A 21,526-nucleotide genomic window follows, 5' to 3' on the forward strand; every position below is an offset into this window, starting at 1 on the left:
CGGATCTGCTTGTCCGATGATGGGGAGGGTTTTCAAGCCTTACAGAAATGTTTTATAATCCTCGTAGTTTTTGCGCAGCAGTTCCGGGGTATCCAGACCATAGGGACATTTTTCCTTGCACTGATCGCAATGGATGCAGTCCTCGATTTTTTTCATCTTTGCCTGCCCTTCCGCCGATAACAGCGAGGCTGACGGCGAACGGCGCAGCAGCAGACTCATTCTGGCGCAGTTATTGATTTCAATGCCCTGCGGACAGGGCATGCAGTAACCACAGCCACGGCAGAAATTGCCGGCCAGTTCTTTCCGGTCACCCGCAATTTTCGCTTCCATCGCATCCGTCAGCATGGGCGGATTTTCCTGATAGGACAGAAATTCATCCAGTTCATTTTCCCGCTGAATCCCCCAGATCGGTGCCACATGGTCAAACTGTCGCAGGTAGGCATAGGCGGCTTGCGAATCGGTGATCAGCCCGCCCGACAGCGCCTTCATGGCAATAAAACCCATGTCGTTGGCCTTCGCGTCATTAACGATCTGGAGATCTTCTTCACTGGCAAGATAGCAAAACGGAAACTGCAGCGTATCGTAAAGACCAGAGTCAATTGCCTTTCTGGCGACGGTCTGGCGGTGGTTGGTGATGCCGATAAAACGTATTTTTCCCTGTTTTTTTGCTTCGAGCATGGCGTCATAGAGACCGGATTCATCCCCGGGTTTGGGGCAGAATGACGGGTTGTGAAACTGATAGATGTCGATGTAATCCGTCTTCAGATTCGTCAGACTCGTTTCCAGCTCCTGCCAGAAAACATCGGCAGTCTGCGCCCCTGTTTTCGTGCTGATAATGATTTTTTCTCTGATCCAGGAAAAAGCGGCACCGAGTTTTTCTTCACTGTCGGTATACCATCGGGCGGTATCAAAGTAATTCATGCCATTGTAAAAGGCCTTCTGCAGCAAATAGACGGCATCCTTTTTTTCGATCCGTTGGATCGGCAGCGCCCCAAATCCATTTTTGTTGACCTTTATTTTTGTTTTTCCTAAAATAACCTGATCCATGATTTTTCTCCTCCAGTATTTGTGATTTTAGTCTAGTTTAACATATCCCATCAGGACTGTGTAAAATGATTGAAAAATTGCTGGAAATGCAGGACATGATCCACCAATTAAATCCGCCCGCAAAGGCATCCGCGTTGCCGCGGGTTTTCCATTCGCCAGCCAGCGCTGCATTGGAAAGCAATGATATAAGCGATGACGCCGCCAGTGTCAGTACCGTTAAAAGGATGAGCTTTGTGGTTAAACGCATTTTAATGGTAAACGACTCGCCTCCATTCTGATTTTTTTGTGAATCATTTCTTTCCGCCTTCATTTCTTTGTCTCCTTTCGTTTTTTTCGGATGCAGCATCATGATATTTTGTTTTTCCTCGCAATGTTAACTCTTGATGATCCCCGAATTTTAAACGAACTGGATTTGAGCTTGTTTTTACCAAAGAAGAAGAGAAATTTGTCAGGAATTATTCACATTTAATCTTGTAAGCCGCAATATTATTATACTATAATCAACTGAACAACTTCTCAACAAGCATAGCGCAAATCAACGATATATGGAGGCAGTCACAATGTTAAGACAACTGACACATCATTCAACAATCGATTTTAAAATGCTGGTAGAAAAACTCGAAGAATGTGTTTGGATCTACGATCTCAACACAAAGAAATTTTTGTATGTCAGCCCGTCCATTTACCAGTTAAGAGGTTTAACCGTGGAAGAGGCCATGCAGGAAAAACTGGAAGATTGTTTGACCCCCGAATCTCTGCAGAAACTGAAAAACGGGTTCCTTCGCCGTTATCAGCGGTTTCTGGAAGGCGACCGCAGTGACAGCATTGTTTATAATCTCAGCGAATTTCAACAATACTGTAAAGATGGTTCCATCAAATATATTGAAATTTCGACACGTCTGGAAATAGATGAGCCTACCAATCACATTCTGGGCATTGGTGTATCCAGAGATATCAACAAACGAAAATTACATGAGAAAAAACTGGTTGAAACCATTCGAAATCAGTATAAAATCATAAACAAGAAAAAATCGACAAAGAAATCAGACCCCGAACTTTATGTATATTTATTTGGAAAATACAGGGTATTGACCGGTCTCAAGGAAAAACCCATAAAATGGCGAACCACTAAAACTGAAGAACTGTTTGCATTTTTACTGCAGAATGAAAACCAGTTCATTTCAAAAGACGAATTGTTGGAAGCCCTATGGCCGGATGTGGAGCTGGAGAAAGCCACAAGGTATCTTCACACCACCATCTATAATCTCAAAAATAATTTAAAAACTGCCAATATAACCTTCAACCTGGAAGTCGTCAATGGCTTATATTGTTATGAAAAGCATCATTTTTATTCTGATCTCGGTGAATTTAAAAACATGATAAATGATGCTGTGAATCCCTATAATGAGATTGATGCAGCGTCAGCCCGAAATATCGAACGGGCAATCTTATTATATGAAGGGGACCTTCTGGCCGAAAATGATTATCCATGGGCTACATCCCAGTCTACCTTCTACCGACATCGGTTTGAAAAGTATGTATTTGCGCTGGCCAGACATTATTTTTTCAAGCGTGATTACCTGTCAACAAAACGGGTCTTATATAAACTGATTGAAATGGATAATCTCAACGAGAGATATCATGAACTGCTGTTAAATGTCTTTCGTTTTGATGATGATTATGTTGCTTTTACCCGACACTATGAAGATTTGAAAGCTCTGCTCTTAAAAGAATTGGACCAGCCACCCAACCCTTCAATCCAGGCATTGTATCAACAGTACCGGGATGATGCAGAAGCCAGTTTCAAAAATGAAAGGGCCCATTTTTAATGGATGCCTGCAGGAAACAGTAACCTTTTCCATTATTCATCACAAAACAGCTTGCCATTTATGCTATTTAAGGCAAATAAAAAAGATAACAGATCGTTATCTTTTTATGATTTCCCTCGCTTTTAGACCATCATTATTATTTTGGAATGCTCTGGTCACTCTCTCAGCAGGCGACGATTTCCTTGATCATGAACTCTTTACCGCACAAGATTTCCCATTCGCTGCTGCCACAGCTAGGACAGGCGTCATGATGTTCGATCAGATTGAACACTTTGCCACAGCTTTGGCAGATCGCATTGCCGGGCAGAATCTCGATTTTCAGTTCTGTATCCTGTAGCAGGGTTCCCTCCACCGCGGCCGGGTAACAGTCTTCGATGTATTTCGGAATCATCGACGAGAGCTCGCCAATCTGCAGCACCAGCGTCTGTATTTTCGTCACGCCGTTTTTTTTCGCAAACTTCTCCACCGTCTCGACGGCTCCCATTATAATTCCCAATTCATGCATAGGCATTCACCTCTCTTTTTAAATGATAATAGTCAAACTAAATTCTAACGAATTGAACCTTTATTACTTTGATGTCAGTTTACACAATTGTGTAATGTGTAGGCGAACAGTCGTAAGACTGTCCGCCGTACCGTGTAACAATTGTTTCGCGTAAATTGGCAGCGTAGCTTTCGACACTTTATTTCGAAAAAACTGAGTGGAGGGATTTTTTCGTGTTCTTGACGGCGATTCGGCCCTGGCGTTTTATCACGTGCTTGATCACCGCCGGTTTCATGGCCTTCAGCTCCAGTCCGGCACGGTCATATTTCCGGACCAGCGAAATAGCGTCAAACTTGCATTTGGTGGTGCAGACGCCGCAACCGACGCACTGATACTGATCGACGAAGGTGGCACCGCAGCCGAGGCAGCGTTCGGTTTCCTTGCGGATCTGTTCTTCCGTAAAGGTGACACGCAGATCGTCAAAGGTTTCCTTCGATCGGCTGCCGTCCACGTGAAGCGCCCGCTGTCGGAGCAGCCGGTCATAGCCCGCCATGTTCAGGTTGGCCGTATCCAGGGCGTGGTATTCCCGTTCCCGGGCGATCGACAGATTGTCGCCGTGGACGTAACGGTGAATTGAAACCGCTCCCTGCTTGCCCAACGCGATGGCATCAATGGCAAACTTGGGACCGGTCAGGGCATCCCCGCCGACAAACACATCGGCTTCGCCGGTCTGGTAGGTAAGCGGATCCGCTTTGGCTGTCCGGTTGGGATTCAGTTCAATACTGGAGCCTGCCAGCAGTCCGCCCCAGTCCATCCCCTGACCAACTGAAATCAGCACATGGTCCGCTTCCACAATCCGGGTATCATTTTCATCGAATTGCGGATTGAACCGGCCGGTATCATCGATGACAGACAAACATTTTTTAAATTCCACCCCGACGACCTGCCCGTTCTCCTGAAGTATTCGTTGAGGTCCCCAGGAATTGTTGATCGCAATGCCTTCGGACAAGGCTTCTGCGATTTCTTCATCGAGCGCCGGCATGCCGGCCCGGCTTTCTAGGCTGAACAGCTCGATGGAAGTGGCGCCGATGCGCTCGGCCGTCCGGGCCACGTCGATGGCGACATTGCCGCCGCCGATCACGATGGTCTGGCCGGTGAGCTGCAGATCCGCCCCGAGGCTGACGTTGCGCAGGAAATCGACGCCGGTCATAACGCCCTGGGCAGCTTCTCCCGGCAGACCCAGATTTTTACCGGTCTGGGCGCCGATGGCCAGATAAAAGGCCTGATAGCCTTCGTTCCGAAGTTCTGCAAGGGTTATATCCCGGCCGACTTCGACGCCGGCTTCAAATTCCACACCCAGTTCTTTCAGCACGTCGATCTCGGCAGTGACGATCTCCTTGCCCAGCCGGAAAGCGGGAATGCCGAGCGTCAGCATGCCGCCAAGCTTCGGCTGCTTTTCAAAGACGGTGACCGGATAGCCGTCAACCGCCAGATAATAAGCACAGGACAGTCCGGCAGGACCGGCGCCGATGACGGCAATTTTTTCGGACCGTGGGGCTCGCTGTTCCGGCACAAAGCGGTGCTCGGCTTGCAGATCCTGATCCGCGACGAATTTCTTGACCTCATCAACGGCCAGCGCTTCGTCCAGACTGCCCCGAGTGCAGGCAGATTCGCACTTTCGCGGGCAGATGCGGCCACAGACGGCCGGGAAGGGATTTTCCTTTTTGATCAGCTCCAGCGCTTCCCGATACCGGCCCTGGGCAGCCATCTTGATGTAGCCCTGCACCGCGATGTGTGCCGGGCATTCGGATTTGCAGGGGCTTGTTCCGCTGTCCTCGACAAAGATGCGATGACGGTAGTTGTAGTTCCATTTGTCCTTGCCCCACTGGGTATCATAAGGAGTATCTTTTTCCTTGGCAACCGGCAGCGGATTGATCGTGCATAAATTCTGACCCAGCGTCGCCGCGCCAGCCTGACAGTTTTCCACGCACTCGCCACAGGCGACGCACTTGTCCTTATCCACCTGGGCCACGTAGTTCGACCGCGACCAGTCGGGATTTCGATAGAAGGTGGTGTTGCGCAGTCCGAAGCAGGAACAGCCGCAGCAGTTGCAGATGGCCATGGCCTTTCCCGGTCCCGACAGGTTGGGGATCGAATGAACCAGCCCCTCCTTTTCGGCCTGTTCTCGGGTGATTTGTCGGCCTTTGCCGGTGCGGATATAGTATTCCGCGGCCGGCCCCACCTGAATGCACATGTCTTCGATGGTGTGGCCGCAGCCCTCCCCGATCGATCGCATCGAGGTCCGGCAGGCGCAATCCGCCGAAGAAAAAACATCGTAATTGTTCAGGATGTGTGATATTTCCTCATAGGAGGCGCGTTTCGTATCGCCGTCGATGGCGCTTTCAATCGGGATTACCCGCATGACCCCCGACCCCACCGGAATATTTCCGGCCATCAGTCCGCCGAGTTTTCTTGTGTATTCTTCAAAGCAGGCGGCGATGACCGGATACTTCGCGACGTTTTCCTTGTTGACCACCATGTATTCCATGACGCCGGGCACAAACAGTTCCAGGCAGTATTGATCGACGCCATCGATTTTTTCCACCTTGACGGAACCGTCGAGGGCCATTTTATACAGAATTTTCTCGACGTAATCGACCGGTTGGCCGCAGCGCCTGGCAACTTCCCCGACCGTTTTGTATTGGCGGATTTCCAGCATCAGGGCGACTTCCGCCTCTTCGTCCGATGTGACGGGTTCAAGAATCCGATATTCCGGATCGGTTGGTTTCACTTTGACGATGCCGCCGGTAATCCCGGCAGCTATTTTATTGGCCAGTTCAAGAACCTTTTTCTTAACCATTTCATTTCCTCCTCATGAAGTTGCTAGTTCCCGTTCCAGATTCTGACTTCGTTACGCAGCCAGTCCGCCCATTCGTCGATGCCTGTGCCGGTTTTGGCCGAGATCGGGATCACCCGGATGGCCGGGTTGAGTTTGGTCACCCGGGCTTTCACCGCTTCAAAATCAAAGTCGAAATAATCGACGGCATCGATCTTGTTGATCAGCAGCACGTCGACAATCGAAAACATCAGCGGGTATTTGAGCGGTTTGTCGTCGCCTTCCGGAACGCTCAGAATCATCGCGTTTTTCACGGCACCGGTGTCAAATTCGGCCGGGCAGACTAGATTCCCGACATTTTCCAGAATGGTTAAATCGACGTCGGCGGTTCCGAGTCCCAGCAATCCCTGGCGGGTCATGCCGGCATCCAGATGACACATGCCGCCGGTGTGCAGCTGGATGACTTTGGTGCCAGTCCCGGAAACGGTCCGGGCATCCACATCGGAATCGATATCCGCCTCCAGAATGCCGATGGTCATTTCATCTTTTAACGCCTCGATGGTTCTTAAAACCGTGGTGGTTTTCCCGGAACCCGGCGATGACATCAAATTCAGCAAAAACGTCTGCTCTTTTTTGAGTTCATTTCGGAGCAGCTCCGCCTGGCGATCATTGTCGTCAAAAACACTGCGTTTGATCTCGAGCACTTTATAGTTATCCATCCTTCATCTCTCCATTCCTGTCTTCAATTTTCTAGATGATGTTATAGCGCTGCAATACTTCCTCGATCACGGTTCCCGAAATCTTCTGCAGACCCTTCTTTTTGATGAAGTTCATGACAAACGGCAGCTTTGTATCGCCGGGCTTTTTGCCGTCCATCATCTTGACGGTGGAATCCAGCAGGACCCGGACATCGTAGCAGGAATTGAACACCTCAGGGACACCGCGGTCGATATCCAGCAGCGTATAGACGGCCTCCATGCCGGTTCTGACTGAATATTCCGTGGTGAACACCGTATCCCTGGGAGTATCAGCGAATTGTCCCAGGAAGGCAAAATTTTCGCTGCCATCAGGCACTACCTTCGGTCGGTCCCCTTCTGTCCGGGGCATAAAGAAGGCGGTAATGTAGGGCATCATGCACGGGATGGTATGGGCCGACAGGGTGGCCATGTCGTGAATCTGGGATTCCGGCACGCCCATATGGTAAAGCCATTCTTCGGTGATTTCGACTCCGGTGCATTCTTTCATCGGTTTCTTGATGTAGTTTCCCGGCACTTCCGAGAATAGACCGTAGACCCAGACCGTCAGCTGGTCTTTCGGCTGTTCCTTGAAATGGGGCTGACGGTTCACGGTGTAACTCAACAGCCAGTTGGAATCCTGGGCTGTGACGATTCCCCCGGTAACGACCTTGCCGCTAAACGGATCGCGCTTGCAGATCTTCTCGATGTAGGGCGGAATCCTGTCGTCAAGGGTCGTGACAGTCGCCGATTCCCAGTTGGTCTCTTTGGTGCTGGTGCAGAATTTGTCGGGTTTGCCGAAGGCCGGATCCTGTTTGGCGATGTTGCGCCAGAGTTCCCAGCAACCGCGGATGGAGTTGTCAAAGGCCGGGGCGTGGTCATCGTCGCCGAGGGTTGAATTTTCGGTGCAACTGCCGTTGGTGATGAAGACCAGTTCATTTTTCGTCAGCGGAATGACTTCCTCTCGGCCGGCATGGTTGCAGATGATTTTCGTGGCGCGTTTTTTGCCGTTTTTAATATCAAAAATAACATTGGTGACGAGCGTATCATATTGGAACTGAACCCCGTGGGCTTCCAGATATTTGACCATCGGCAGAATCAGCGACTCGTATTGGTTGTACTTGGTGAACTTCAGCGCCGACAGATCCGGCAATCCACCGATGTGATGGATAAACCGCTGCAGATAGAGTTTCATTTCCAGGGCACTGTGCCAGTTCCGGAAGGCAAACATAGTCCGCCAGTAGAGCCAGAAGTTCGAATTGAGCAGCTCTTCAGAAAACACCTCATCGATGCGCTTATCGTACAGGTCCTCATTTTTGGTCATGAACAGCGTGACCATTTCCTTGGACGCCTGTTCACTGAGTCCGAACTTGCCGCCAAGCTGGGCATCGCGGCCCTTGTTTTTGGTGACCCGCATCAGCGAAAAGTTTGGATCCGCCTTGTTCAGCCAATAGAATTCATCGAGAACGGAGACGCCTTCCGTCTCGATGGACGGAATCGAACGAAACAGATCCCACAGACATTCAAAATGATTTTCCATTTCGCGTCCGCCGCGGATGATAAACCCTTTCTGATTATCGTTGATCCCGTCGCAGGCGCCGCCCGGGAGACTCAGTTCTTCCAGAATATGAATATTCTCGCCCTTCATCTGACCGTCCCGCACCAGAAAACAGGCCGCCGCCAGGGATGCCAGACCGGCCCCGACCAGATAGGCGGATTTGTTATCCACGTCAACCGGTTTCAGGGGACGCGCAAATGCTTCATAATTACCATTGCTGTAGTACATTTTAATTACCTCCATTTTAGCTATTGATTAAATTCAAATCTTGAACGCTTATTCAGCCAGTGCTTTGACTTCCTGATATTTGTTCAGATCCGTATACAATTCTCCAAGATATGGGTTTCTTTTTGTTTTGACGATTTTTATGATCATATAGACAAAGACGCCGATATTTGCGGCCAATGCGATAAAACTGAAGGCAAAGAGTGGCAGTGTGTTGTAGCTGGATGCCACCGCAAAGGTACCCTGATCAATGAAAGCCGGAAAGGTCTGAGCAAACATGCACCAGATCGCCAGGGTCTGGGCCCGATGCTGAAGCCACGCCCCTTTTCCCACTGTGAACGCACAAAGCGTTGGCGCCAACAGCAGTGCAAAACCGCAATACCAGGCATGTCCCGGCAAACAGTTGTAGGTGTAGGCAAAATTCCACAGATCGTAGGCGATGATCCAGAACCAGAGCATATCGGGCCACAGCATATCGCGGCTGCCGTCTTTGGCCGTCTGCTTTTTAATGCAAATACCGAACCAGCCGGTAATCGTGATGATGTTGAGGATTCCCGCGATCCCGTTCATGAAATTCCAGGAACCGCCCAGGACATACATGGCTTCGTCAGCCAGCATTCCGCCGCCGGCATATTGCGTTCCGATCTGGAAATCGCGGGACACGGCCTCCAGAATGTTGATCGCCAGAATCAGCACCGGAAAACAGAGCGCCCATTTAATATCCGCCAGCCGCCGTACTTGTCCGGTGGCTTTATTTTTCCATTTGACATGTCGGATGCACCAGAAACCAATGCATCCGGCAGTGGCCGAGTAGACCTTAGCCAAATGAAACCAGTCGGTATAGGTGGTCTCTCGCAAGACCGTGAACCACAAGGTTGAAAGGATGATTGGTAAAATAACAAAACAGAAAAACCCGACGTATTTCCACCTCCGGGCTGCTTCATTGAAAGCAAAGAGTGCAATGAAGACGATTACCCATACGCCCCACACGCTGAAGGCGGTCGCCCCTTCGGCATAGTTGAAAACAAACATTTTTTTGTACCCCCCTAAAGATTTAATGCCTGCATTATACAACCATTGTTAAAGTTTCATCAATAGACACATAAAAGGAAGTGTCGACTTCAACACTTCCTTTTATGAAAAACCTACTATTTTTGGTTTGCACAACAGCCGTGAGCTTCGCTGCCGGTTTACACGAAACAATTTCTACACTGTACGGCGGACAGTTCTTCGAACTGTTCGCCTACACGTTACAAAACTGTTTGTGTAAACTGGCATCAAAGCTAGCTTTGTTCGATGTTTTAAACCTACTATTTGATATCTGCTTTAACAAATGCTTCCACCGAGCGGGGAATGCTGCCTCTGATCATGATCAGCAGCTTTTTGAGGATGATTTCCGGTTCTTCCGTCATCCCTTCGTCGACCCAGTCGATCAGCAGGCCATTGAACACATGCCGATAGAAATTGACGATGAATTTATGATCCTGTTCCGCTAAATCCACATCCAGTTCTTGTTTACATTCGTCAACCACAAAATCCAGCAGCCGGTTGGAAAGATGGGTTAGGTAGGTGTTGGCTTCGGGCCAATAGGATGAATTATAGATATGCAGGATCATTTTCGAATTCCGTTTCGTGTAATTCATGGTCGCCAGAAACCCGCCGCCCCAAGTTTCAAAGGTCCGGTTCTGGGCAATTTCAAGCGCCAGTTCTTCGTAAAAAATGTATTTGAAGACGGCCATAATATCGGAAAAGTGATTATAGAAAGTCTGCCGGTTGACACCGCAGTGGTCGCAGATTTCCTTCACCGTCACCCGGTCGATGCTTTTCCGGCTGACCAGTTCTTTGAATGTTTCGATGATTGCATCTTTGGCATGCTTTTTCATACGGTTCTCCTTTCGGTCGTTTCGTCATCACTTTCAGTTTTTACGGCACCTGTCATTCTGGGCAGCAGCATTGCCAGTCCCAGGACAACACAGACGATGACGGTAATGATGATAAACACTGAATGCACCGACGTGTTCAGTGATTGAATAACCTGTTCGCCCGAAATGGCACTGGCCTGGGTTGACGATCCATACAGATCATTGGAATTGACGCCCCCTTTGCCGATTTCATTAAAATACTGAATAATTTTCATATTGAAGACGCTGCCGAAAATACTGATGCCGATGGTCTGGCCCAATGTCCTCAGTAACGAATTGGTAGCGGTTGCCGCCCCCCGTTTGCGGAAGCCGACTGCCTCTTGGATGAGGATGGTCAGAGTCGTTAAGGCGCCGCCAAAGCCAAAACCGGCGACGGCATTGTAGAGGATCACTAAAAAATAGGGCGTGTCGGTTCCCAGCGTCGTCATCAGCAGCACCCCGATCAGCAGCATTGCTGTGGATATGATCGTAACGGTTTTTCCGCCGCGCGTGAGGATCAGCTTGCCGAGGATCACGGACGCGATCAGCCAACTGAGAGATATCGATACCAGCGCCAGACCGGAGACGGTGGCGCTTAATCCCAGGACATTCTGGATGTAAATCGGGATGTAAACATCAACGCCAATCAAAACGGCGGCCAGCAGAAAACTGATGAGATTGACCAGGCTGCTGGTTCGAGTCAGAATATCCGGTGGGATAATGGGTTCGGTGGCTTTTAGCTCGATGCGATAGAAGACGAACAGCAGGAATAGGGTTGCGGCAACCGATAATACGACAAAGATCAGACTGCCGTTCATGATCTCGGCGGACAGAAAAATATTGAAAAACACCAGCATGGCAAGAGATAACGTCAAAATGCCGGCATAGTCGATGATCTGTTTTTTCTTTTCAAAGTTTTCCACGAGATTGCGCCGAATCAAAAAAATGGACAGAAACCCGAACGGCAGATTGATGAAGAAGATCCAATGCCAGGAAAGCAGATCGATCAAGGTTCCGCCCAGAAATGGTCCCACCAGACTGGCGACGCCCCACATGGTCCCCAAACTCCCCTGCACTTTGGGTCGCTCTTCCAGGGTGAAAATATCACCCACGATGGTATAGGTCAGGGTAAAAATCGAGCCAGCGCCCAAGCCCTGGATCGCCCGAAAGGCGATCAGCATGATCATATTCTGAGAAAATCCGCACAGGGTGCTGCCGATCAGAAAGATGCCGATGCCGATCGAGATCATGTTTTTGCGGCCGTACAGATCCGCCAGTTTGCCGTAGATGGGCGTGGAGATGGCAGACATCAGTAAATAGGCCGAGAAAACAAAGCTGATGTTTTCAAAGCCGTTCAAGTCTTTGGAGATGGTGGAAATGGCGGTGGTAACAACCGTACCTTCTACTGCCGCCAGAAACATTGCCACCATCAAAGCGATGGTGATATTTTTTTTGTCCGTTTGAGTTCTCATCATTTTCTTGTCATTCCCTACCTGTTTTAGTTTAAGGCAGTCAGCCGCCAAGCCTCACGGTGGTGATTGCTTCAATCTTATTAGTATAGCAAACAAACCGGTGCAAATCTACACTTATGCAAAAACACGCATCGCAGCGGTGTGTCTTTCGCTGCCATGCGTGTCGGCGATGAAAGCTTACTAAAACTTGAGCCGGGACAAACAGCCCAGATCAAAGGCGCCGATGAGCGTGCCATTTGCATTTCGGACGCCAATTTTATTGACACCGTTTTCCAGGCAGCGGCGGATGCCCACAATCAGTGGATCCGCTTCGTTCACCGCAAGCGTTATGTCTTTTTCTGCGGCACTGCCGTTAAACGGACAGATCACCTGTTTGATCTTGACAATGTTCAGATAGGACAGAAAGCCCTTGTTGCCGATAAACGCCTCGGCAAAATCGCTTTTACTGTGAAAGACGATGTCGTCGCGGGTGCCGATTTCCATGATTTCACCCTGGTTCAGCACGACGATCTTCGTCCCCAGTTTAATGGCTTCTTCAATGTCGTGGGTGACAAAAACGATGGTTTTATGCAGCGACTGGTAAATCCGGATGATCTCATCCTGCAGCACCGCGCGGTTGATCTGATCCACCGCCCCCAGCGGTTCATCCATCAGAATGATCTCCGGATCGGCAGCCAGGGCCCGGGCCATGCCCACCCTCTGTTTCTGCCCGCCGCTTAATTCGTTGGGATATTTTTTAAGATAGCTTTCATCCAGCCCCACCAGATGGATCAGTTCCCGGGCTCGTTCCTGTTTTTGTGCTGCCGCAGTTTTCTGAAGGTCCAGTGGATAGGCCATGTTTTTTTCGATGGACAGATGGGGGAACAGCCCCACCTGCTGAATCACATAGCCGATATTCCGTTTCAGGACAATGGGATCCCAGTCTTTGATCGTTTTCCCCTTGATGATGATCTCGCCGCTGTTGGGCGCGATCAGCCCGTTCATCATTTTCAACAGGGTGGTTTTTCCGCAGCCGGACGGACCGATCAGCACCACAAATTCCCCGGCTTCAATGTTCAGACTCAAATTTTGAATGATCGGTTTACCGGCTTCATACTGCTGGCTGACATCACGAAACTGAATCATCCTAGTTCAACAATCCTTTCGCTTTTAGAAACTCGTTGGCCACGTCCCCGGCATCCCGGTTTTCTTTTTCCACGGTATAATTCATCTGCTGCATTTCCTCATCGCTGATCTGTCCCGCCAGTTTATTGAGAATCCCTTCCAGTTCCGGATATTTATCCAGCGTCTGCTGGCGGATGACAGTTGCCGCCTGATAGGCGGGGAAGAAATTTTTGTCATCTTTGAGAACCTTCAAGTTGTATTCGGCCAGCAGCCCATCGGTTGAGAAGTTGTTGATGACATCGACCTGTCCTTCGCCGATGGCCTTGTATTTCAGGCCGATATCCAGCTCTTTGGTCTCTTTGAAATTGAAACCATAGGCCTTGACCAGCCCGGGATAGCCGTCTTCCCGTTCGTAAAAATCATATTCCGATCCCAGCACCAGATTTGAACTCTGAGCCGCCAGCTCCGAGAAGGTGTAGATTCCCATGGCATCGGCTTTGGCTTTATCCATCGCCAGGGCATAGGTATCATTGAAGCCATACAGCTCCAGCCATTTGAAATGATATTTTTCCTGGTATTCTTTTTTAACCCCGGTGTAGAGCTCTGCGGGATCGGTGACCAGATCGTTTTTCAGCACAAACAGCCAGCCGGTTCCGGTGTATTCCGGGTACATATCGATTTCGCCGGCTTCCATGGCCGGCTGAATGTTGGAAGTTCCCCCGCCGATCCCCAGTTTGTACTCCACCTTGATGTCGGAGTTCGCTTCGATGAGCTGGCCCATCATTGCGGCGATGATATAGCTTTCCGCCATCGGTTTGGAGGCAATGACCACCTTCTTTTCAGCGGTCTGACAGCCACTTGCCAATAAAACCAGTAGCCCGATCAATACGACACTGATCAATTTTTTCATTTCGTCCTCCTCAATAATCTTTTTTCAATCATGCCCAGGATGCCGTCAGCGATAAAAGCCAGAAGCGCCACTAATAGGCTACCGGCGACGGTCATCTCATCAAAATTGGTGGTGATTCCCCGCCAGATGGCCACCCCCAGACCACCCGCCCCGATGAAGGAGGCAATTCCGGCCAGGGCAATGGTCATGACCACCATATTACGGATGCCGGCGATGATCACCGGCAAGGCCAGCGGAAACTGGATCTTTGACAGCAGCTGCCAGGGGGTACTGCCCATGCCCACAGCCGCCTCCATAATCTGACTGTCCACCTCGGTCAGCCCCACATAAGTGTTGCGGATCACCGGCAATAACCCGTAGATCACCAGCGCAATGATCGCCGTGGTGTTGCCGATGCCGGTGATGGAAACGAAAAACCCGAACATCGCAATGGAAGGAATGGTATACAGCACATTGGTGAGTCCGATGACGACGCTGGCGGCTTTTGGTGATTTGGCGATGAGGATTCCGGTGGTAATCCCCACCACGGTTATGATAATGATGGCAGTGAAACTCAACAACAGATGCTGCACCATCAGTTCGATAAAAAAATCGCTTCTGGTCAGAAGTAAGTTACCTAAACTTGTGAAAAATTCCATAGCCGCTCCTGTTTTTTTCTGAATCACGGTTTCAACCGGCACATTTCTTTTATTGAATACCCCAAATATAATATTTCTCACACCTACCGGGTGATTTGCATCCGACAATTTGCCGGTGCGCGGTGTGTGATGGTTTGAGGACGGAAAACGCTTGCATTTGAAAACGTTGAATGCGATAATTATTTATATTGATGTCAGAATCATTCCGACTTACTTGTTTGTTACTGCAATTAAGCGGCATCAAAAAAACACCAGCCCTTCAACTTGAAGGAAGTGGCGCTGGTTTTAATCTAAAATAACCTGTGGAGGAACCATGTTACGAGAAAAAATTATTAACGCCATCAACGAAGTCGGTTTCGACGAATACAAAGAAATTTCGTCATCCGATATTATTTTTGCTGACGCTGTTTTTGCGAGCTGCAAAGCCAACACCTGTGGCAATTACGGACAGAACTACTCCTGCCCGCCGCTTTCAGGCGACATGGCTGAAAATAAGCAGCGGTTTTTGAAGTATGCTCATGCCATTATCATCAATAAGATTGTTTTTCTGGGCAAATACTATGAAAAGATGGAAGAAAGTGGGGCTCAAGTCGCGGAATTGCTGGATCAATTGCGTCAAAAACTGGAGGATGAACCGGTTATGATTGCCGGTCCCGGCGGCTGCAATCTCTGCAAAGAGTGTGCAGCTAAACTGTCAGAACCCTGTCGTTTCCCGGAACAGAAGCGTTATTCATTGGAAGGCAGCGGCATGGACATCGTCTCCATGTCACGAAAGCTGGGGATGACCTACAACGCCGGCGACAAGAAAGTCGGGTTCTTTATGATGGTGCTCTATTGACTGAAAATGGCCTCTTGTTTTGGATGTTTTAATCAAATCTTCACATTTTATTAATATTATGTTCACATTCGTCTGTTATCCTTTAATCAGCCAATCAAATAAGCAAAGAACCTAGAACCTTGAGAATCGGATTTGCATCAAATCTCAGGGGCTTCTGATTCTTAGTTGGCTCAAAACAAAATCATGATGCCGCCACTGAATTGTGGCTGCCGAAAACATAGAGGAGAACAACCATGATTAAATTATTCAAGACCAGAGCATTCAATCCGCAGGACAGCAAAAAAAGCGTCTATTCGCTGGAGAAGAAAAAAAGCACCAAACAGCAGAGCATCAAAAGCCGCGTCAAAGCCGCAATAAAACGCAGCAAAGAGAAAACATCGGCATTTGAATTATTGTTTCTCTCCAACTTTTATTGGAGCATGAACGACTTTGGGGATGCGATTATAAAATAAGACCAGATATGTTTTTGCCTCTTTTACAGCTTCTCGATGGCCTTTAAAATACCGTAAATTATTGCCTGAGGTCTGGGAGGACATCCAGGTATATAGACATCAACTGGGACAATGTTGTCAATCCCATTGCTCGTCGCATATGAATCTCTGAAGATGCCGCCGCTGCATGCACAAGCGCCAACGGCAACGACCAGTTTCGGATCCGGAGTCGCATTATAGGTCTTAATCAATGCCAGCTGCATATTTCGGGTGGCCGTTCCCGTCACCAGCAGCATATCTGCATGCCGGGGGGAGGCGACAAAATGCATCCCCAGTCTTTCCACATCGTTAAAAGGGTTGTTCATCGCATTGATCTCGTAATCACAGCCATTGCAGGATCCGGCGTCCACTTCTCTGATATTCAGGCTTCTGCCAAATGTCTTTCTGATCCGCTTGACAAGTTCGGCACAGATTGCTTCGTAAGGCATCACAATTTCCTGATCTTCTGCGATGACGAGGGTGCTGCTTCGAAGCGCTGTTCGTTTTTCCTCAGCCAGTTCAAACTGATTGGTCATCGCAATTGCGCCGGAGGGGCAGATTTCTTCACAAAGGGTACAAAACACACAGGTATCGAGGTTTATTCCCAGGACTTTCGTTTGGGCATCCCTGACAATGGCCTGAGATGGACAGCGCCCGAGACACTCGCCGCAGCCGGTGCATTTTTTCATATCAATGACGGTTTTACCGGTTTTCGGCAGGGATAAAAGTGCTTTCCTGGGATAATTTTGAGTCAGATTGGGATACTTGATTATCTTTTTAATGGTATTGAACATTAGCTCTCCTTATAAATCATTTCCTGCATAGGACAGATTGAAACTTTTATTGATCAGGGGAAAATCCGGCACCAGATTTCCTTTGACCGCATGACAGAGTGCCGGCCAGTTGCAGAATGAAGGGGTTCTGATTTTATAGCGGAAAATGGTATTGTTTTCCCCGGTCATCACCCAGTGGATATTCTCTCCCCGCGGCGCCTCCGTCATCCCAAAGGCAAACTGATAAGGTGCCACCGTTGTGATCGATTCTCTGATCCGGCCAGCTGGCATGCTGTCAATGGCGGCCAGCATTAAATCGATAGCCTGATAACATTCCTCGATTTTTACATTCATCCGGCAGTTGACGTCCCCATTATGATGCTCTGGGATCGCAAATGAAAGTTGGCGGTAAACGCGGTTGGGAAAACTTTTTCGCACATCCGATCGGATTCCGGCCGCCCGGGCTGGCGGCCCCACGGCATTTAAATCCGCGGCAATTTGGGCACTGAGAATGCCGGTATTTTCGACCCGATCGATAAAAAAGCTGTTGGCTTTTATGATCACCTCCGTCTCTTCAAACTCTGAGCGGATTTTTTTAAGCTGTCTGATCAGGGACGCCTCTTTCCCCGCGACAAAGTCTTTTCTGACCCCGCCCAGCCGGTTCACACCTCTTAAAAAGCGCATCCCGCAGAGTTCATCAGCAATGCCATAGGCCCAGCCCCGCATCATTTTAAACTGCGACGCCGCAAATCCATAAGCCACATCTGTACATATCCCACCAAGATCCCCCAGATGACTGGTTAATCTTTCCAGTTCCGCAAAAACAACCCGGATATACTCCGCCCGTTCCGGAATTTTCAGCCCGGCAATCTTTTCAATTGCCTGACAATAAGCATAGGCATTAGTAAAGCTCTCATCTCCTGAAATGCGTTCAGCCACAAAGAGGCATTTTTCAAGACTCTCCCCCTCACACAATTTTTCGATGCCTTTATGGACAAAATATAATTGCGCTTCCAGATTGATAATCGGTTCGCCAGCAACACTGAATCGGAAATGTCCGGGTTCGATAATACCCGCATGAACCGGGCCAACCGGAATTTCAAAGACGCCCGCGCTGATCACTTTCGAGAAGTTGATTTTTTCTTTTGCAAAATCTGGCCGATGCTTTAAATCATAGGCTTTGCGTAATGGAAAAGTTTCCCGGGGCCAGTTGCCGTGAAAGACCAGCCGCTTGGCATTTGGATGCCCAACTGGGTTCAGCCCGAATAAATCTTTTATTTCTCTTTCGTACCGTGCTGCCGCATGGACCTTGCCCGCAATCGATTCAAAGGTCATTTGCTCAGGCTCAATCCCAATTTTAAGAATCAGCAAGATGCCTGAAACACGATCGGCAAAGGCATAATAGACGGCATACTTGCCAATCAACGAGGTTTCATCATTGGCAAACATCGAAACCAAGGGATACCCCATTTCATGATTGATGTAGCCACTGAGTTCCCGTATTCGATCCGGCTTTATTTCAAGGTACAGCTCATTTTCATAAGCTTTCACGGTTTTTATGATATCATCCCCGAAATTCTCGATGAGTTTTTTATTTATTTCAATCGCTGTCAATAGTCTATCCTCCAATTACAATTTCCACGGCCTGGTCGATCAGTATTCTTAATTCGTTTGGGATGTATAGCCCCATCACTGTTATGATTCCCAACAGCAAGACAATCACTATCACCCCGGGAATATTCAGTTCTCCTGGTGGTGTTTCTTTTGGTATATCCGTTCCGTAAAACAGCTTGAACAAGGTCACGACAATGCCGGTAAAAATAATCGCCAGCAGCAGAATCAACAGCCCGCCCACTAAAAAATTCTTTTCCTGGAAGATTGCCGAAATCACCACAATTTCACTGGCAAAAACACTGAAAGGCGGCGTTCCGCCAATTGCAAACAAGCCCAGCAGGAAAACAACACCGGTAACCGGCAGCATTTTGAATAATCCGCTGATTTTAGAAATTTCTCTGGTATTGTATTTTTGCAGAATATTTCCGGTGGATAAAAAAAGCATGGACTTAGTAAACGAGTGATTGATCATATGCAGCAATCCGCCAAAAAGTGAAACCGGGGTAAAAAAACCAATCGCAATGGCAATGATTCCCATATGCTCGATGCTTGAATACGCCAGCAGTCTTTTATAGTCTTTCTGGGAAAAAATAAAAACCGCAGCCGTCACCACCGACAGGATCCCCACTGCAATGAGGATTCTTCCGACAAACATGCTGTTTCCAAAACTGCGGTTGACAATTGCCACGATCCGGATGATCCCATACATGGACCCATTCAGCAGTACCCCTGACATCAGGGTGCTGATTGGCGAAGGGGCCTGACTGTGCGCATCGGGAAGCCATGTATGCATCGGTGCCAGACCGGCTTTGGTGCCAAATCCGACCAGAATAAAGATGAATGCCAGCCTTAAAGTTGGTCCCTGTAATTCCGTCGCATGGTCAATCATTGCCGTCCAATCCAAAAATTGCGAACTGTCAAGCACCGCCAATGATGAAAATTGCAGAAAAATGATGCCCAGTAGCGCAATGGCAATCCCCACCGAACAGATCATGATATATTTCCAGGCTGCTTCAATGGCTTCCTTCCCGTTGTAAAAGCCCACCAGAAAAGCTGATGCCAGCGTGGTGGCTTCAATCGCTACCCACATGATACCGATGTTTTTCACAGTTAAAGCCAACAGCATGGTGAATATGAACGCGTGCATCAAAACATAATATATTCTCATTCTGTCGGTTGTGAGTTTTTCATGCTTGATTTCATTTTCCAGATAACCGACAGAAAAAATGCTGGTCATCAGACTGATGATGACAACAATATCGATCACAATGACGCTCAAGGCATCAACGCGAAAAAAGCCGCCCCAGGCTGAATATTCAATAAACCCGCCTTTTAAAACCGCCCAGGTTAAAAACCCGGCTGCTATCGTCATCGTCACTGAAGCGGCAACACTGATGACATGCTGTAAATGTTTTTTCTTTAAAACAATAAATAGCACGACAGCCAGGAGTGGTACTGTCAGTAAAACATATCCCATTATTCTATCCTCTCAAATCTTTAATATTGTCAACGTTAATGGATCCAAACTTTTCATCGATTCTAAACACCATTATCCCCATAATGATCACCGCCACCAGAATATCCATCAGGATTCCCATATCCACGATAAACGGCATCCCATGGGTGGCGAACAGGGCCGTCACAAAGATGCCGTTTTCGATCACCAGAAAACCCACAATTTGTCCGATGGCTTTTTTTCGGCTGATCATAAAAAGCAGGCCGATCAGAATAACCGAGAACGAATTAACAATCTGATTATTAATTGTTCCGGTGTTAATTCCCATCGTTTCAGCAAACGAAAAATAGGAGAAAACGACCATCAAGCAGCAGATCAGTACGAGAATCGGGATATTCAAAAAAAAGTCTTTTTCAACCCGGTAGGCAACCTTGGCATATGTTTTTTTCAACAGATACGGGATAAACAGCACCTTAATCCCGATGACAACCGCGCAAATGATCAGCACGTCGATGCGTCCGTCTTGTGCAAAGCTGCTTATTCCGATAATACCGGTCAACAAAGCTACCAGGGCCGACTGAAATTGAAAGGTTTTGATGTAAGATCCGATTCTTTTGTTTCCCATCAGAATAAAGGCCGAAACCAATAATAATACCGATAGCGCGTCAAGATAATTTGTCATTGTCAACCTCCAAATGCAAAGAACTGCAGAAATCCGATAAAGGACAGGATAAATGATAAGGCCGCCAGATTGGGGATGCTGAACAGCCTGAGTTTAACTGTATTGACTTCCACGATACCGATCAACAACGCAGCAATAAAAACCTTGGCCAGATAGATCAGCAGCGAAATCCCGATGGCAGCGATGCCGTGGATGCCAATGAGCTGATCATGCGGCAGAAACAGATTGACTAACAGCGTAATAAAGACCAACTGCTTGATCGCCGCCGCCAGTTCCATTAAAGCAAGGCTTCTTCCGGAATACTCCAGCAACATGGCCTCATGAACCATGGTCAGCTCAAGATGGGTTGATGGATCATCCACTGGTATTCTTGAGGTCTCGGCGATGATGACAATCAGCAGAGCGCAGAATATCATCAGGTAAACGGGATGAATCAACGGATTTTGAACCGTCTGCATAAATGTCATGATCGGGAAAACCGCTGTCGATTTGGCAATCAAGCCGACGGTAATGAGCGAGACCAGAATCGAGGGTTCAATCAGTGCCGAAATCATCGCCTCCCGGCTGGCGCCCATCCCGCCGAAAGTGCTTCCGGTATCCAGCGCCGCCAGCATCATAAAAAATCTGCCCAGGGCCAGAATGTAGACCAGAAGAATCACATCGCCAGTGTTCCACACCGGTTTAATCAGGGTGGTGACCGGAACAATCATCGCCGCCGCCACCGCCGTCGCGAAGACAATATAGGGTGTCACCCGAAAAATCCAGGAAGACACGTCCGACACGACACTGGTTTTTTTGAATAATTTAAACAGGTCATAATACATCTGCAGCACGGGCGCTCCGGTTCTTTTTTGACTCAACGCCTTGATCTTTTTGATGATCCCGTTGACCAGCGGCGCAGCCAAAATAACAAAACCGGTTTGAACGATGAAATATAATATCATGTCACTCATAG

At 48.4% G+C, this 21,526-nt stretch carries 20 protein-coding genes; 3 read left to right on the forward strand and 17 right to left on the reverse strand.

The genetic code is table 11. From position 1 onward, the window contains the following. Positions 1 to 39: 39 nt before the first annotated feature. The gene (locus GH808_RS06090; protein ID WP_186841893.1) at positions 40 to 1,047 is read right to left on the reverse strand and encodes an aldo/keto reductase; all 1,008 of its coding nucleotides are present in this window, start codon (positions 1,045 to 1,047) and stop codon (positions 40 to 42) included. 37 nt (positions 1,048 to 1,084) lie between these two features. Then, a complete protein-coding gene (locus tag GH808_RS06095) occupies positions 1,085 to 1,357 on the reverse strand; it encodes a hypothetical protein (protein WP_186841894.1) in 273 nt (90 codons plus the stop codon). Positions 1,358 to 1,607: 250 nt separating this feature from the next. Here GH808_RS06095 and GH808_RS06100 point away from each other — a divergent pair, with 250 nt between their 5' ends. After that, complete coding sequence (locus tag GH808_RS06100; protein WP_186841895.1) at positions 1,608 to 2,876, forward strand: BTAD domain-containing putative transcriptional regulator; 1,269 nt, start codon at positions 1,608 to 1,610, stop codon at positions 2,874 to 2,876. Between the two features lie 163 nt (positions 2,877 to 3,039). Here the strand turns inward: GH808_RS06100 and GH808_RS06105 are convergent, their stop codons facing one another. The 10 genes from GH808_RS06105 to GH808_RS15345 all read right to left on the reverse strand — a co-directional run bounded on the left by GH808_RS06105 (position 3,040) and on the right by GH808_RS15345 (position 14,738). After that, on the reverse strand, positions 3,040 to 3,381 hold the full coding sequence (locus GH808_RS06105) for a hydrogenase maturation nickel metallochaperone HypA/HybF (protein ID WP_186841944.1): 342 nt from the start codon (positions 3,379 to 3,381) through the stop codon (positions 3,040 to 3,042). Positions 3,382 to 3,559: 178 nt separating this feature from the next. Next, positions 3,560 to 6,220 (reverse strand): FAD-dependent oxidoreductase, encoded by a 2,661-nt coding sequence (locus GH808_RS06110; protein WP_186841896.1) that lies wholly within the window; start codon positions 6,218 to 6,220, stop codon positions 3,560 to 3,562. A 23-nt stretch (positions 6,221 to 6,243) separates the two neighbouring features. Beyond that, positions 6,244 to 6,915 carry a hydrogenase nickel incorporation protein HypB gene (gene hypB, locus GH808_RS06115; protein ID WP_186841897.1) on the reverse strand — a complete coding sequence of 224 codons (672 nt, stop codon included), beginning with the start codon at positions 6,913 to 6,915 and terminating at the stop codon, positions 6,244 to 6,246. A 31-nt stretch (positions 6,916 to 6,946) separates the two neighbouring features. Further along, complete coding sequence (locus GH808_RS06120; RefSeq protein WP_186841898.1) at positions 6,947 to 8,716, reverse strand: oleate hydratase; 1,770 nt, start codon at positions 8,714 to 8,716, stop codon at positions 6,947 to 6,949. A 48-nt stretch (positions 8,717 to 8,764) separates the two neighbouring features. Then, entirely contained in the window at positions 8,765 to 9,745 is a 981-nt protein-coding gene (locus tag GH808_RS06125; protein WP_186841899.1) for a DUF5692 family protein, read from the reverse strand. Between the two features lie 278 nt (positions 9,746 to 10,023). Beyond that, positions 10,024 to 10,596 (reverse strand): TetR/AcrR family transcriptional regulator, encoded by a 573-nt coding sequence (locus GH808_RS06130; RefSeq protein WP_186841900.1) that lies wholly within the window; start codon positions 10,594 to 10,596, stop codon positions 10,024 to 10,026. Continuing rightward, complete coding sequence (locus tag GH808_RS06135) at positions 10,593 to 12,089, reverse strand: MDR family MFS transporter (protein WP_243166131.1); 1,497 nt, start codon at positions 12,087 to 12,089, stop codon at positions 10,593 to 10,595. Before GH808_RS06135 ends, GH808_RS06130 begins: the two co-directional genes overlap by 4 nt. Positions 12,090 to 12,266: 177 nt before the next feature. Next, positions 12,267 to 13,211, reverse strand: coding sequence for an ABC transporter ATP-binding protein (locus GH808_RS06140; RefSeq protein ID WP_186841901.1), 945 nt, complete (start codon positions 13,209 to 13,211; stop codon positions 12,267 to 12,269). 1 nt (position 13,212) lies between these two features. Beyond that, positions 13,213 to 14,100, reverse strand: coding sequence for a glycine betaine ABC transporter substrate-binding protein (locus tag GH808_RS15340; RefSeq protein ID WP_243166132.1), 888 nt, complete (start codon positions 14,098 to 14,100; stop codon positions 13,213 to 13,215). Continuing rightward, on the reverse strand, positions 14,097 to 14,738 hold the full coding sequence (locus GH808_RS15345) for an ABC transporter permease (protein ID WP_243166133.1): 642 nt from the start codon (positions 14,736 to 14,738) through the stop codon (positions 14,097 to 14,099). The genes GH808_RS15340 and GH808_RS15345 overlap by 4 nt, the downstream gene beginning before the upstream one ends. Positions 14,739 to 15,051: 313 nt before the next feature. Between GH808_RS15345 and GH808_RS06150 the strand changes: the two genes are divergently transcribed. Both GH808_RS06150 and GH808_RS06155 read left to right on the forward strand, forming a co-directional pair. Then, positions 15,052 to 15,576: a DUF2284 domain-containing protein gene (locus GH808_RS06150; RefSeq protein ID WP_186841902.1), complete on the forward strand. Its 525-nt coding sequence runs from the start codon at positions 15,052 to 15,054 to the stop codon at positions 15,574 to 15,576. A gap of 233 nt (positions 15,577 to 15,809) precedes the next feature. After that, the gene (locus tag GH808_RS06155) at positions 15,810 to 16,028 is read left to right on the forward strand and encodes a hypothetical protein (RefSeq protein ID WP_186841903.1); all 219 of its coding nucleotides are present in this window, start codon (positions 15,810 to 15,812) and stop codon (positions 16,026 to 16,028) included. A 23-nt stretch (positions 16,029 to 16,051) separates the two neighbouring features. On the opposite strand, the gene GH808_RS06160 is transcribed toward GH808_RS06155, so the two are convergent. The 5 genes from GH808_RS06160 to GH808_RS06180 are packed head-to-tail and all read right to left on the reverse strand — an operon-like array spanning position 16,052 to position 21,524. Further along, positions 16,052 to 16,840, reverse strand: coding sequence for an NADH-quinone oxidoreductase subunit B family protein (locus tag GH808_RS06160; protein ID WP_186841904.1), 789 nt, complete (start codon positions 16,838 to 16,840; stop codon positions 16,052 to 16,054). 9 nt (positions 16,841 to 16,849) lie between these two features. Then, the gene (locus GH808_RS06165; protein WP_243166134.1) at positions 16,850 to 18,433 is read right to left on the reverse strand and encodes a hydrogenase large subunit; all 1,584 of its coding nucleotides are present in this window, start codon (positions 18,431 to 18,433) and stop codon (positions 16,850 to 16,852) included. Positions 18,434 to 18,437: 4 nt separating this feature from the next. After that, complete coding sequence (locus GH808_RS06170; protein ID WP_186841906.1) at positions 18,438 to 19,910, reverse strand: hydrogenase 4 subunit F; 1,473 nt, start codon at positions 19,908 to 19,910, stop codon at positions 18,438 to 18,440. A gap of 4 nt (positions 19,911 to 19,914) precedes the next feature. Further along, on the reverse strand, positions 19,915 to 20,571 hold the full coding sequence (locus tag GH808_RS06175) for a hydrogenase (protein ID WP_186841907.1): 657 nt from the start codon (positions 20,569 to 20,571) through the stop codon (positions 19,915 to 19,917). 2 nt (positions 20,572 to 20,573) lie between these two features. Next, positions 20,574 to 21,524, reverse strand: coding sequence for a respiratory chain complex I subunit 1 family protein (locus tag GH808_RS06180; protein ID WP_186841908.1), 951 nt, complete (start codon positions 21,522 to 21,524; stop codon positions 20,574 to 20,576). Between the last annotated feature and the right edge of the window lie 2 nt (positions 21,525 to 21,526).

The sequence above is a fragment of the Acetobacterium fimetarium genome (genome assembly GCF_014284475.1).
Taxonomy (GTDB): Bacteria; Bacillota; Clostridia; order Eubacteriales; family Eubacteriaceae; genus Acetobacterium; species Acetobacterium fimetarium.